Origin of the sequence: Streptomyces poriferorum, assembly GCF_019399235.1 — a bacterium.
GTDB lineage: Bacteria > Actinomycetota > Actinomycetes > Streptomycetales > Streptomycetaceae > Streptomyces > Streptomyces poriferorum.
Genome location: NZ_JAELVH010000051.1, coordinates 1 through 13,965, shown reverse-complemented (window position 1 = coordinate 13,965; position 13,965 = coordinate 1). Strand labels below are relative to the sequence as shown.

Genomic DNA, 13,965 nt, shown 5'->3' with positions numbered 1-13,965 from the left:
GCGCCGCACCCATGTCCGTCACGAGGCGCCGGCAGCCTCCACGCGTTCCCCGTCGAGCGCTGCCACCGCCCCGCGCGCATCGCCGATCGTCGTGCAGTCCACGGCGACGAAGCCCACCGGGCCGCCTCGCTCCCGCTCGCACCGGTGGGCCCGGTCCAGCACCCGCTGACGGGCGTCGACCTTCCCCGCGTCCCGCCGGCTGCCGCCCGCGGTCGTGATGAAGTGGTTCAGCGGGAACAGCCGCTTGCCGATGTCGCCGCGGTGCGGGACGCAGGTCGTGTCGGCGGGGGAGCGGAACGCGAACGGCGTCTCCATCCCGTACCGGCGCACGGTCGCGGTCAGGGCCGTCACCGGCGCGCACAGGGCGGCCGGCACGAACGCGACGGCACGCAGAGGGTGCGGCTTCCCGCGGAACGTCTCCATGCCCGTGCCCATGCCCTCATGTTCCGTCTGCCCGGGCGATGCTGTGAGCCGGAGCCTTCCGCGGCCCCGTTCACGGCGTGTGCCGCCCCGTCAGGAAACCTCGTCGGGCGGGACCTCCTGCTCGGTCCAGAGGGCCTTGCCGTCGACGCTGTACCGGGTGCCCCAGTGCGTGGCGAGCTGGGAGACGATGAACAGGCCGCGGCCGCCCTCGTCGACGGTGCGGGCGTGACGCAGATGCGGGGCCACCGGGCTGGTGTCGTGGACCTCGCAGGTGAGGGTGCGGTCCAGCAGGAGCCGCAGATGCAGCGGCGGGGTTCCGTAGCGGACCGCGTTGGTGATCAGCTCGCTCACGATCAGCTCGGTCGCCTCGATCGTCTCCTCGCCGAGGTTCCACCCTTCGAGCCGGTCGCGGACCAGGGTCCGGGCGATGGCGGGCGTGGTCCGGTCGTGGGCCAGCTCCCAGGTGGCGAACCGGTCGGGCGGGACCACGCCCGTTCTGGCGAGCAGGAGCGCGGCGCCGTCCGGGTGCGTCTCGGCGGGGATGTTGTAGACGACGGCGTCGCACAGCTCCTGCAGAGGCCGGTCCGGGTAGGCGAGCGCGTCCTGGACCCTGGTCACGGACTGGTCGTCGGACAGCAGGGAACCGGTGAAGAACGCCAGCACACTGCCCTCGGCGAGTTCGACCGTCGCGGTGGCGAACGGGGCGCTGTCGTCCGAGAACAGCGGCGGCCCCTCGGGCACGTCGAGGGCGACCGGGCGGCCGTCCGGGGCGACGGCGGCCGGCCCCGGATGCCCCGCCCGCGCCACGGTGCAGGTCCGGGTGAACGGGTCGTAGACCGCGTACAGACAGGTCGCCGTCAGCGGCTGGCGGTGCAGCGAGTCACCGGGCGGGAGCGACCGGCGCTCCCGGGCGAGGCGGTCGGCCGTGTCGTTGAGGCGGGCCAGTACCTCGTCGGGGTCCAGGTCGAGACCGGCCAGGGCGTGCAGGGCGGTCCGCAGTTGCCCCATGGTGATGGCGGTCTGGAGCCCGTGCCCGGCGACGTTCCCGATGATCAGCGCGGTCCGGGCGCCGGACAGCCCGATGGTGTCGAACCAGCAGCCGCTGTTGCGCCCCGGAAGCAGCACATGCGCGGTCTCGATGGCGATCCGGGTGCCGTTGTACTGGGGCAGCAGCCTGCGCTGGACGGTCGAGGCGATCACATGGTCGCGCGCGTAGCGCCGCGAGGTCTCGATGCTCAGCGCCGCATGGGCGGCTGCCGTCAGGGCGAACGTGAGGTCCCGCTCGTCGAACGGTTCGGAGCCCGGGCAGCGGTACATGCTCACGAGGCCGAGGAAGGCCCCGTGCAGTTTCAGCGGTGCCACGATCAGGGAGTGGGCGCCGATCGCCTCGACCATGTGCCCGGCGACCGGATCCGAGTCCAGCCACGGGGTGTCCGGGCCGAGCCGGACGAGCCGGGGCCGCAGATCATTGGCGGCGAGCGCGTACGGGGTCCCCGCGGGCAACCGCCGCGTCACGCCCACCGGCGTGTCCCCGTCGGTCCCCAGCTGGGCCGCGCGGCGCAGCGGGACATCGGATCCCACCGGGCTGAGCGGTGCGCTCGAACCGCGCAGTACGTCGTCCACCACCTCGACCACGGTGAAGTCCGCGAACCGGGGCACGAGTGCTCTCACGAACCCTTCGCAGATCGCTTCCATGTCGAGGGAGTGCCCCACATTCCTGCGGACCGCGGCCAGGGCGTCCACCCGGTCGCGCGACTTCTCCCGTTCGTTGATGTCGACGACGGCCGCCAGCAGTCCGAGCGGCCGGCCGGAAGGGTCGTCGAGGCGGTGGACCGTGACCATCAGACTGCGGTCGGGCCCGGGCGCCCCCATGAGCTGCCCGCGGATCACATGGTTCAGGACGGGCACACCGCTCTCCAGCACGCCGCGCAGCAGTTCGTTCGACTCCTCGGGGTCATGGAGCCGGTACGCCTCGGTGAAGTGCAGTCCCACGATCCGCTCGGGCGCGACCGCGTCGGACAGGGAGTTGACCCGTTCCACGCGCAAGTCCGTGTCCAGCACGTGCAGTCCCACCGCGGACTGGCTGAACAGGGTGTCCAGGAGCGCGTCCGTCATCCCGTCGGCCGAGGGCCTCCCCGGGACTGCACCGGCGTCCGGCACGTCGCACCCCCATCTGGCTCCGCCGCCCCTGCGATTCGGCAGCTCTGCCGACAGCGTGCGCATGCCCCGCGCGGCCCGCCACCGCACTGCGGCAGACGGGTGAAGCCGGCCCGCCCGGAACTCCGTGCACATCCGGTGCGCCCCGACGGCAACCTTTCCGGCCCCGGCGGTGACTGGGTGGTACCCGACACCCCCACTCCGGAAGGCACGCACCGTGGCTCCTGAGCATCCCCGATCCCCCCGCGGCCGCCGCACCCGTACCCTGGTCGGCGCCGTCACCGCAGGCGTGCTGGCCGCCGCCGGACTGATCGTCACCGGTCAGACCTCGCATGCCGCGACCGCGCGCCAGGCGGAGGCGCTGGACCGCGGCGTCGTCAGCGTCCACACCGACGCCGGCAACCTGATCAGCTGGCGCTGGCTGGCCACCGACGCCGACGACGTGTCCTTCAACGTCTACCGCGCCGGCACGAAGGTCAACGCCTCACCGGTCACCGGCTCGACGAACTACTTCCACGCCGGGGCCCCCAACTCGGCCGACTACACGGTGCGGGCGATCGTCGGCGGCGTCGAGCAGAGCGACTCCGTGCACGCGATCCAGTTCCGCAGCGGCTACAAGGACGTGCCCATCAGCCCGCCCGCCGGCGGTACGACCCCCGACGGCGTCGCCTACACCTACGAGGCCAACGACGCCTCCGTCGGCGACCTCGACGGCGACGGCGCACTCGACTTCGTACTGAAGTGGCAGCCCACCAACGCCAAGGACAACTCCCAGTCCGGCTACACGGGCAACACGATCGTCGACGGGATCAAGCTCGACGGCACCCGGCTGTGGCGCGTCGACCTGGGCCGCAACATCCGCTCCGGCGCTCACTACACCCAGTTCCAGGTGTACGACTACGACGGCGACGGCAAGGCCGAGGTCGCGATGAAGACCGCCGACGGCAGCGTCGACGGCAAGGGCACGGTGATCGGCAGCGCGTCGGCCGACCACCGCAACTCCTCCGGCTACATTCTGTCCGGACCCGAGTACCTGACCATGTTCAACGGGCAGACGGGCGCCGCCATGGGCACCGTCGACTACGTTCCCGCGCGTGGCACCGTCTCCTCGTGGGGCGACAGCTACGGCAACCGCGTCGACCGCTTCCTGGCCGGCACCGCCTACCTCGACGGCTCCCGGCCCTCGCTGATCATGGCCCGCGGCTACTACACGCGTACGGTGATCGCCGCCTGGGACTGGCGCAACGGGGCGTTCACCAGGCGCTGGACCTTCGACACCAACAGTTCGACCAACTCCGGCAAGGGATACGACGGCCAGGGCAACCACCAGCTGTCCGTCGCCGACGTGGACGCGGACGGCAAGGACGAGATCGTCTACGGCGCCATGACCGTCGACGACAACGGCAACGCCCTGTGGACCACGAAGAACGGTCACGGCGACGCCATGCACGTCGGTGACCTGGACCCGTCCCGGTCAGGACTCGAGGAGTTCAAGGTCGACGAGGACAGCTCGAAACCCTCGTCGTGGATGGCGGACGCCAGGACCGGCCAGATCATCTGGTCGACGCCCGCCGCCGGCGACAACGGACGCGGCGTCAGCGACGACATCTGGTCCGGCAGCGCCGGCGCCGAGTCCTGGTCCTCGGCGGCCGACGGGGTACGCAGCCCCAAGGGCACGGTCGTCGCGAGCCGCAAGCCCTCCAGCGCCAACTTCCTGTCCTGGTGGGACGGCGACACCACCCGGGAGCTCCTCGACGGCACTCACATCGACAAGTACGGCACCTCCGGCGACACCAGGCAGCTGACCGGGGCGTCGGTCCACTCGAACAACGGCACCAAGGCCACCCCCGCGATCTCGGGCGACCTGTTCGGCGACTGGCGCGAGGAAGTGGTCTGGGCGACGACGAACAACAACGCTCTGCGCATCTACTCCACGCCGTACGAGACCGGCACGAAGATCACCACACTGCTCCACGACACCACGTACCGCACGGCGCTGGCCTGGCAAAATACCGCGTACAACCAGCCGCCGCACCCGAGCTTCTTCATCGGCAGCGGGATGGCGGCCGCGCCCCGGCCCACGGTGTCGACGCCCTAGTTCCGCGGCGGGGTACGCCGCCGTCGGGGCGTCGGCCGTATCGACGCCCCGACGGATCCCCGGACCGTGCCCTACGCCGTCCCGGCCGCCGTCCCGTCACCGGACGCCGGCGGGGCGGGCGGCGGGGCTTCGGACTCCCCGGTCTGCGGGGTCACGGGCTCCGGGGCCGACTCCGATGTGGGCGGGGGCTCCTCGGAGGACGGCGGCGGTGACGGGGGCGGCTCCTCGGACGAAGGAGGCGGCGGGGGCGGCTCCGTCGACTCACCGGGCTCCGTCGAGGGTGACGACGGCTCCCCGGACGACGGGGCACGTGAGGAGGGATCCGAGGGGCAGGGCTCGGCCGAACCGCCGCCGGACCGTGGCGGACACCGTGAGGCGTCCGAGTCGGCGGGCGGGTGGGTCTTCTTGTCGCCGTCACCCGTGTCGCCGGCGTCCCGTTCGAACCAGCCCTCGGTGCCGGGGTCGAACATGACGAACACGTCCACCGGCTGTGCGGCGGGCTCCACCACCACGACGTCTCCGGCCCGGTAGCCCGGCCACGCCTCGCCCCTCTGCCGCGGGGTTCCCTTCAGCGCGACCGGTGGCAACAGGGGGTTCCCACAGGCGCACCGGACCCTGGGCACGCCGCGGTCGTCGATCAGCACCGCCGTGCCGGCCTGGAGGACCGCCTGGTAGCTCGTGGCCGAGCCGTTCTCGTAGCCGTGGTTGGTCACGCGGGTGTCGAGCCGCAACTGGACCGGAGTGAGGGCGCGCAGATACGCCGGGACGCCGGACGGGTCGATGCCCTCGACCGAGGCGAAGGCCTTGTTCTTGGCCGGCTGGTCCGCAAGGGCGGTGATCTGCTTCTCCACGTCGCAGGAGGCGACCTTGCGGGTGCCGCCGTACAGGCCGGGCGCCGAACCGTCCACGCCCTGGGTGACGTTGGACCGGGTCCGGGAAGCGCTCGCCACCGGACTCGGTACGGCGGTGGGCGTCGCGTTCCCGGCGCTGCTGCGTGCGGTCGAACCGGTGAACGGATCGGGACCGGTCGATCCGGCCGCCTCGAGGAACACCTCCCCGCCCGCCCGGTCCGACCCGCCCGGCCGGGTGAGGACGACGGTCAGCACCACTGCCGCCACCAGCGCGACCGCGATCGTCGCCACCTTCGGGACCGACCGCCACCAAGGGGTGCGGGGGCCGTGCCCCGGGCCCTCGGGGGTCTCGCCCGGACCGCCGGGGCCGGGAGGTCCGTCATGGCCGCCTCCGGAGGGCGGGCCCGCCGGCGGGCCGGACGGGCGCTCGGGAGGCGGCGGGACGGGGCCCTCCTGGGAAGGACCCGAAAGCGGTCCCGACGGCGGCCCCGTGGGGCGGCCGGACGACGGCGGCTGGTCACTCACGGCTCTTCTTTCCCACGCCAGGATCGGTGCCGAATTCTTCTGGTATCAGCCATTGTGTGCCCACTACCGGCGCGGCTCGCAAGCCGACGCGGTCGGCCCACCCGAGGGGCGGAGCACCTCGCGGCTGCCTAGCGTGGGGCCGTGAGCACACAGGGATCGGACGGCCGGGACCGTACGGGGACGCGGGCCGCGCACGGCTGGGGCGACGCCCTGCTGACCGTTCTCGCCGGGCTGCTGGTCATGGGCGTCACCGCCGCCCTCGGACTGTGGGCGGCGGGCGCCGCGGAACTGCCCGGCGGTTCCTTCCCCCGCGTGGTCGCGGCCGTCGTCGTCATGGCGGCCGGCGGATCGGTCGCCCTGTCGGGGAACGCGGGGGAACTCGCCAGGACGCACGCGGACATCTCGGCACTGCCGCTCTCGGTCACCCTCGCCGGCGCGCTCGTCCTCGCCGCCGGATTCCTTCGCCCGCTGCGGCACCGGGCCGTCACCACCACTCGCGAACTGGCCGGATGGGCGGGCCGGATCGCGGTGCTGTGGCTCCTGGTGCTCGTCGCGCTGTCCCTCCTGGCCCGGCAGACCTTCGACGTCCCGGCGGCCGACCCGACGGGCGGCGCCATCGGCGACGTGCTCGACGCGTCGCCGCAGGTCGGGTTCCGTGCCGAGATCCCGCTGACCCTGGTCCTCGGCCTGCTCTGGCTGGCCGGCGTCCTCGTCCTGGCCCTGCTCGTCTCGCGCGGCGCGCCGCTCCCCGCACGGCTGGTGCGATTCCAGGAATCGGTGCGCCCGGCCGCGTACGCGATGGCGGCGCTGCTGCTCGCCTATGTGCTGGTGGGGCTGGTCATCGCGCTCGTCGTCGTGGTGACCCGCGGGCATCCCGGCGAGACGTTCGCGGTGATCCTGCTCGGACTGCCCAACCTCGTCTGGCTGGTGTTCACCCTGGGCCTCGGGGTGTCCTGGGAAGGCAAGGTGGACGGGCCGTTCGGACTGCCGATGCCCCAGGTACTGGACTCCGTCCTGCGGACACCGGACCTCTCCACGCTGAACGTCGGCACGCTCGCCGAGCAGGACGGCCGCGTCTGGTGGTGCGTCGTCGTCGCCGCGTTGTTCACCCTGGCGGCCGCGTTCCTGATGGCCGTGCGTTCACCTGCCCGGATGCATCTCTGGCAGCATGCCGTGCACATGGCCGTGGCGCTGGCGCTCACCGTGCTCGCCGTGTGCCTGCTCGTCCGGATCTCGGCTCACTACGGGCTGTCCCTCCTCGGCCTCGGTGACCTCGGTGGTGGCCTGGGCGGTGAGGTGCTGCTTCGACCGCGACTCTGGGGTGCGCTGGGAATCGCCGTGCTGTGGGGGCTCGTCACCGGCTTCCTCGGCGGGCTGCCGGCCTCCCGCGTCCACCGGCACGGTGAGGTGGATCCGGACCGGCCCTACCCGGATCCGTCGGACAGGCCCTGACCGCCGAACACCGGCAACGCCCACCGCGGCGGCGCGGGCGGCGGTTCGGGCCCCGACTGCCAGGCACCGATCCTCCGGTCCACCTGCGTCGGCGGATGGCCGCCGCCCACCTCGCCCCGCGCCGCGGCACGCAGCGCGGCCACGAACTGGAGGCACGAGTCGTAGCGGTCGTCCGGGCTCTTGGACAGGGCCTTCGACAGCACCGTGTCGAGGCCGGCCGGAAGATCGGGGCGCAGCCCCGTCAGCGCCGGCGGCGGGTCGAACTGATGGGCCCACAGCAGCGCCATGTCGTCGTCGCGCTGGAACGGCGGGGCGCCGGCCATCGTCTCGTGCACGACGCACGCGAGGCTGTAGACGTCGCAGCGACCGTCCACCGGACGGCCCGAGATCTGTTCGGGTGCCACGTAGTCGAGCGTTCCGACGAACTGGCCCACGGAGGTGAATCCCGTCAGTGACAGCGACTTCTTCGTGAGGCCGAAGTCCGTGAGGTACACGTGCTCCGGATGGTCGCTGTCCGTGCCCGCCGCGACCAGGATGTTGCCGGGCTTGACGTCCCGGTGCACCAGATCGTGATCGTGGGCGGCATCGAGCGCGGACGCCACCTGGGCGGCGATCCGGAGCGCGGTGCCCAGGGGGAGCGGCCCCTGCCGGTCGATGAGGGCGCGCAGATCCTGGCCGGCGACGTAGCGCATGGCGATATAGAGAATGCCCTCGGTCTCACCCGCCTCGAAGACCGGGACGATGTGCGGGTGGTCGATCGCGGCGGCCACCCGCGACTCATGGGTGAAGCGCTTGCGGAAGGTGTCGTTGCGGGCGAGTTCCGGGGCGAGCAGTTTGAGGGCGACCGTGCGGTCCAGGCGCAGATCCTTGGCCCGGTAGACGACGGCCATCCCACCGCGTCCGATCTCGCCCTCCACCAGGTAGTCGGCGATCTGCCTGCCGATCAGGTCGGAGGGCCGCCCGGTGGGCAGCGCGGAATCGTCGGGAGGGCCGGTGGCGGCGGCCATCACCCGTCACCCGGCCGGGTCCGCGGATGCGTGCCGGGGTCGACGAGCCGGGTCGCCTCCGGCCCGGTTCCGCCCGCCGGGGCGCTGCTCGGCCGGCCGGGTCCGGACCCGGCCGCGTAGGTCGTCAGCCGGGCCCCGTCCGTGTACACCCAGCGCTCGTGCTCCGCGTCGAACAGCCATACGGCCTCGCCGTCGACGACCACTCCGGCCCGCAGCCCCTGGGTGCGACGGCGGAAGGTCTCGCCGTCGATGCGGCCTTCGAGGAGTTCATCGGATGCCCGGCGGAAACGGTCCAGCGACTCCTGGACGCGGGCGAGCAGCGGCCGCGGGTCCGCCGTGCGGGCCATCGGCGCTCCGGCCTGCGGCGGGTCGTGCGGTACGGACACGAGCAGCCGGCCGTCGACCCAGGCGGACCAGCCGTTGGCGCACAGGACCTGACCCCAGTCGCCGCGCCGGTCGAGCAGTTGCACGGGAAGCAGCGGGTCCAGGGGCTCGGTGGGCCGGGACACGTCGGGCGCCTCCCAGGCGGGCAGCCCGTCCTGGGGGACGACATGGGTGGGGCGGAAGTCGCCGGTCTCCATGGGCCGCTCCTACTTCCGCATGATGGCGGGCTCGTGCCGGCGCAGGAGCCGGGCCACCGCGAATCCGAAGACGACGGAGAGCACCACCAGCATTCCCATGTCGAGGAGCCAGATCCCGGCGGAGTGCTCGAACAGGGGGTCCGCGGTCAGCTTCCCGGGCACGATCCTCGCCAGGCCGATCGTCCCCGCCATGGCGCCCAGCGCCCAGCGGGAGGGGATCAGCCAGGACAGCTGCTCGATACCGGGCACCCCGTGCAGCTTCAGCAGCGCGCCGCAGAAGACGACCTGGACGATCGCGAGCAGCACCAGGAGGGGCATGGTGACCTCCTCCTTGCGCACCAGCGCGGACACCAGCAGGCCCAGCATCATCGCGGTGAAGGACAACAGCGCCACCGTCAGGGTGATTTCGACCAGTGGCGGCAGCAGTACCCCTTTCCCGCCAGGGGCGTTGAGATCGACGCCCACGAGACCGACCAGCGTCAGCACGACGGCCTGGAGCACTGTGATGGTGCCCAGCACCACGACCTTGGACATCAGATACGCGGATCTGGACAGGCCGACGGCTCTCTCCCGCTGGTAGATCACCCGTTCCTTGACCAGTTCCCGGACCGCGTTGGCGGCGCCGGTCAGGACGCCGCCGACACACAGGATGAGCAGCGCGTTCATCGCCGTCTCCTGGGTCAGCTTGCCTCCGGCCAGGGCCCGTGTCATGGCGCCCATCACGAACGGCAGCGCGATCATGATGACGAGGAACGTCCGGTCGGCGCCGAGCGCGGCCGCGTACCGCCGTACGAGGGTCCGCAGTTGCGCACCCCAGCTGCGGGTCTTGGGCGGCGGAGCGACCTCCGCGGCCGCGGCGTGCGGCAGCCGGGGCTGCGAACTGGCGTTGGCGATGTACTGCCGGTGGAAGGGGGAGGCGGCGAACTCCTCGGCCCAGGGACGGTCGCGGTCGTTCTCGAAGGCCTCGAACGCCTCCGGCCACTCGGCGAATCCGAAGAAGGCCAGCGCGTCCCCGGGCGGACCGTAGTAGGCGATCTTCCCACCCGGCGCGAGGACCAGCAGCCGGTCGCACACGTCCAGGCTCAGGACGCTGTGCGTGACGACGATGACCGTGCGGCCGTCGTCGGCGAGCCCGCGCAACATGTGCATGACCGAGCGGTCCATGCCGGGGTCGAGACCCGACGTCGGCTCGTCGAGAAAGAGCAGCGACGGCTTCGTCAGCAGCTCCAGGGCCACGCTCACCCGTTTGCGCTGGCCTCCGGAGAGACTGTGGATCGGCTGGCCCGCGCGCTGTTCGAGTCCGAGCTCGCGCACCACCTCGGTGACGCGTTCCTGGCGTTCGGCCTTGGCGGTGTCCTGCGGGAAGCGGAGCTCCGCCGCGTAGCCGAGGGCTCTGCGCACGGTCAACTGGGCGTGCAGGATGTCGTCCTGCGGTACCAGGCCGATGCGCTGGCGCAGTTCGGCGTAGTCGTGGTAGAGATCGCGGCCGTCGTAGAGGACGGTCCCCTCGTCGGCCGGGCGCAGTCCGGTCAGGGCGTTCAGGAGTGTGGACTTGCCCGCACCACTGGGCCCCACCACGCCCAGCAGGCACTTCTGGCCCACCGGGAAAGCCACGTGGTCGAGCAGTGTCTTGCGTCCCCTGTCGACGGTGACCGCCAGGTCCTGGACGTCGAGCGACACCTCACCGGTGTCGACGAACTCCTGCAGCGTGTCCCCGACCAGGCAGAAGGCGGAGTGGCCGATGCCGACGATGTCTCCGGCGGAGACAGGTGCGCGGTCGGCCGGCTGACCGTTGAGGAAGGTCCCGTTGTGCGAGCCGAGGTCGACGATCTCGTACGTGCCGTCCGTATGGGCCAGCAGTTCGGCATGGCGGCGGGAGACGCTCAGGTCGTCGACGACCAGGTCGTTCCCGGATCCGCGGCCGATCCGGATCGTGCGGGACGGCAGCGGTCTCACGGTGGTCGGCTGCCGGAAGGTGCCGGTCGCGGCGGGCACGGAGACGGCAGACGGGCGGTCCGGTGAGGGCGTCGGCGCAGGTGCGGGCCGGACCTTCAGCACGGCCTGCGGGCCGTCCTCCGGATGGCCGAAACGCAGGAGAGTGCCGGGTCCGACGTCCGATTCATGGATCCGCCGGCCATCGGTGTAGGTGCCGTTCGTGCTGCCCTCGTCCTCGATCGACCAGCGGCCGTCCGGCGCCCTGAGCACCGCGTGGTGCCACGAGACCCGGACGTCGTCGATCACGATGTCGCTCAAGGGGTCGCGTCCGACGTGGTACTCCCGGCCCGGACTCATCACCGTGGGTCCTGCGTCGGTTTCGAGCACGAGTTCGGGTGCAGTCGGTGCGACCGGCGGCTCTCCCATGCCCGAATTCTATCGACCGGTACGGTTATGTGCCCGATCAGTCGGCGGTGTGCGGGGGAGGAGCCGGACCGTCTCCCCCCGCACCGGCCGTGCGGGGGGAGACGGCTTCTGTCAGGCGTCCAGGGCTGCGGAGACGACGGCCTTCGCCTCCTCCTGGACACGGGCGAGGTGCTCGGCGCCGCGGAAGGACTCCGCGTAGATCTTGTAGACGTCCTCGGTGCCCGAGGGGCGCGCCGCGAACCAGGCGTTCTCCGTCGTCACCTTGATCCCGCCGATCGCGGCCCCGTTGCCCGGCGCCGCGGTGAGCACGGCGGTGACCGGTTCGCCCGCCAGGGTGTCGGCGCTGACCTGCTCGGGGGAGAGTCGTGCCAGCACGGCCTTCTGATCGCGGTCCGCGGGGGCGTCGATCCGGGCGTAGGCGGGCTCACCGAACCGGGCGGTCAGCGCCTGGTAGTGCCGGGACGGCGAATCGCCCGTCACCGCGAGGATCTCGGAGGCGAGCAGGGCCAGCAGGATGCCGTCCTTGTCCGTCGTCCACACCGATCCGTCACGGCGCAGGAACGAGGCCCCGGCCGATTCCTCGCCGCCGAAGCCGAGCGACCCGTCGGCCAGGCCGTCCACGAACCACTTGAAGCCGACCGGCACCTCGACCAGCTGCCGGCCGAGATCGGCGGCGACCCGGTCGATCATGCCGGACGACACGAGGGTCTTGCCGATGCCCGCACCCGCAGGCCACCGGTCCCGGTGCGAGTACAGGTAGTTGATGGCCACAGCGAGGTAGTGGTTCGGGTTCATCAGCCCCGCGTCCGGGGTGACGATGCCGTGCCGGTCGGCGTCGGCGTCGTTGCCGGTGGCGATCTGGAAACGGTCGCGCTGCCCGATCAGCGAGGCCATCGCGTACGGCGAGGAACAGTCCATCCGGATCTTGCCGTCCCAGTCCAGCGTCATGAAGCGCCAGGTGGGGTCGGTGAGCGGATTGACGACGGTCAGGTCGAGCCGGTGCTGCTCGGCGATGCGGCCCCAGTACGCGACCGACGCGCCGCCCAGCGGGTCGGCGCCGATCCGTACGCCGGCCGCGCGCACCGCGTCCAGGTCGAGCACGGACGGCAGGTCCGCCACATAGCTGCCCAGGAAGTCGTACGTACCGGTCGAAGGCGCCGCCAGCGCCCGGACGTACGGCAGGCGGCGGACGTCCTTGAGACCGCCGGCGATGATCTCGTTGGCCCGCTCCTGGATCCAGCCGGTCGCCTCGGACCCGGCCGGGCCGCCGTTCGGCGGGTTGTACTTGAACCCGCCGTCGCCGGGCGGGTTGTGCGAGGGCGTCACCACCACCCCGTCGGCGAGGTGCGAGGCGCGTCCCCTGTTGTACGTGAGGATGGCGTGCGAGACCGCGGGGGTCGGCGTGTAGCCGTCGGCGGAGTCGATGAGCACGGTCACGTCGTTCGCGGCGAACACCTCGATGGCGGTCACCCGCGCGGGTTCCGACAGCGCGTGGGTGTCGGCCCCGAGGAAGAGCGGCCCGTCCGTGCCCCGCTGCGCCCGGTACTCACTGATCGCCTGGCTCGTCGCCGCGATGTGGTCCTCGTTGAACGCGGTGGCCGTCGACGACCCGCGATGCCCCGAGGTGCCGAAGGCGACCCGCTGCCCCGGTTCGGCGGGATCGGGGTGCAGCGTGTAGTACGCCGTCACCAGCCGCGCCACATCGGTCAGGTCCTCCGGGCGTGCCTGCTGCCCGGCTCGTGTCTGCGGCATCTGCCACTCCTCCGTATCGGTCGGTCAATGCGATCTGCCCGCCCCGTCATTTTCGCCGTTCGCCTCAGCGGGCGGGCGGCTGCCCCGCCGCGCGCACCGCCACCGCCGCCGCATAGCCGGCGGGGACCCCGACATCGGTGACCGTCCACCCCGCGGGGCCCGGCCGGGGGCGGGGACCGGTGCCCACGTGTTCGGCCGCGAGCCCGTCGGCCAGGCCGATGCCCTCGCCCTTCAGGTAGGCCTCCTTGCGGGTCCACACCCGGGCGAAGGCGGCAGGGCGCTGCTCCTCGGGAAGCTCCGCCAGCTCGCGGGACTCCGCCGGATGCAGCTGACCGGCTATCTCGGACACGGTTTCGGGCTTGGGGACGAGCTCGACATCCGCTCCCACGGGCGTGTCCGCGAACGCCAGCAACGCCACCCCACGGGTGTGCGAAAGAGAGAAGTGCACACCGCCGTCGGTCGCGGGACGGCCGTGCGGGCCACCGCAGGACGGGCACGGCTCCCGCCTGAGGCGCACGGCGTCCGGAGCGACGCCCAGCCGTGCCCCGAGCAGCAGCCTCAGGGCCACGTGCGCGGCGACGTAGCACCTGCGGTCGGCAGCGACGACCAGGCGTGCGGCTCTGTCGAGTTCGCCGGCATCCAGGATCCCCGGCGCGAGCCGCTGTGCGTCCCCGCTCTGCCGTTCCGCGTCCACCAGCCACAGGGCGGGGGCGCCGGGCGGGAAGAGCGGGGCGGGGATCCGGTGGCCGTCCTCGGGG

General features: G+C 72.3%; 9 protein-coding genes and 1 pseudogene. 2 read left to right on the top strand and 8 right to left on the bottom strand.

Features of this window, described 5'->3' with window-relative positions; translation table 11 throughout:
- Positions 1 to 18: 18 nt before the first annotated feature.
- Together JGS39_RS11895 and JGS39_RS11890 are read right to left on the bottom strand one after the other, a co-directional pair.
- Positions 19 to 324: pseudogene (locus tag JGS39_RS11895) on the bottom strand (hypothetical protein); the annotation flags it as partial.
- Between the two features lie 189 nt (positions 325 to 513).
- Positions 514 to 2,538, bottom strand: a complete 2,025-nt coding sequence (locus JGS39_RS11890; protein WP_219568831.1) for a SpoIIE family protein phosphatase — start codon at positions 2,536 to 2,538, stop codon at positions 514 to 516.
- Positions 2,539 to 2,797: 259 nt separating this feature from the next.
- On the opposite strand from JGS39_RS11890, the gene JGS39_RS11885 reads away from it, so the two are divergent.
- Positions 2,798 to 4,678, top strand: coding sequence for a rhamnogalacturonan lyase (locus tag JGS39_RS11885; RefSeq protein WP_219568830.1), 1,881 nt, complete (start codon positions 2,798 to 2,800; stop codon positions 4,676 to 4,678).
- Positions 4,679 to 4,749: 71 nt separating this feature from the next.
- On the opposite strand, the gene JGS39_RS11880 is transcribed toward JGS39_RS11885, so the two are convergent.
- The gene (locus tag JGS39_RS11880; protein ID WP_219568829.1) at positions 4,750 to 6,054 is read right to left on the bottom strand and encodes a DUF6777 domain-containing protein; all 1,305 of its coding nucleotides are present in this window, start codon (positions 6,052 to 6,054) and stop codon (positions 4,750 to 4,752) included.
- Positions 6,055 to 6,195: 141 nt separating this feature from the next.
- Here JGS39_RS11880 and JGS39_RS11875 point away from each other — a divergent pair, with 141 nt between their 5' ends.
- Positions 6,196 to 7,506, top strand: a complete 1,311-nt coding sequence (locus JGS39_RS11875; RefSeq protein WP_219568828.1) for a streptophobe family protein — start codon at positions 6,196 to 6,198, stop codon at positions 7,504 to 7,506.
- Here the strand turns inward: JGS39_RS11875 and JGS39_RS11870 are convergent.
- The 5 genes from JGS39_RS11870 to JGS39_RS11850 form a co-directional block, all read right to left on the bottom strand.
- Complete coding sequence (locus JGS39_RS11870) at positions 7,479 to 8,513, bottom strand: serine/threonine-protein kinase (RefSeq protein WP_219568827.1); 1,035 nt, start codon at positions 8,511 to 8,513, stop codon at positions 7,479 to 7,481. The two genes, JGS39_RS11875 and JGS39_RS11870, sit on opposite strands and share 28 nt — an antisense overlap.
- The gene (locus tag JGS39_RS11865) at positions 8,513 to 9,094 is read right to left on the bottom strand and encodes an SH3 domain-containing protein (RefSeq protein WP_219568826.1); all 582 of its coding nucleotides are present in this window, start codon (positions 9,092 to 9,094) and stop codon (positions 8,513 to 8,515) included. Before JGS39_RS11865 ends, JGS39_RS11870 begins: the two co-directional genes overlap by 1 nt.
- Before the next feature lie 9 nt (positions 9,095 to 9,103).
- Complete coding sequence (locus tag JGS39_RS11860) at positions 9,104 to 11,455, bottom strand: FHA domain-containing protein (protein ID WP_219568825.1); 2,352 nt, start codon at positions 11,453 to 11,455, stop codon at positions 9,104 to 9,106.
- 111 nt (positions 11,456 to 11,566) lie between these two features.
- Positions 11,567 to 13,207 carry a phosphoglucomutase (alpha-D-glucose-1,6-bisphosphate-dependent) gene (gene pgm, locus JGS39_RS11855; RefSeq protein ID WP_219568824.1) on the bottom strand — a complete coding sequence of 547 codons (1,641 nt, stop codon included), beginning with the start codon at positions 13,205 to 13,207 and terminating at the stop codon, positions 11,567 to 11,569.
- Between the two features lie 64 nt (positions 13,208 to 13,271).
- Positions 13,272 to 13,965 (bottom strand): 4'-phosphopantetheinyl transferase family protein (locus JGS39_RS11850; RefSeq protein WP_219568823.1); only part of this gene is annotated, 694 nt, incomplete at its 5' end.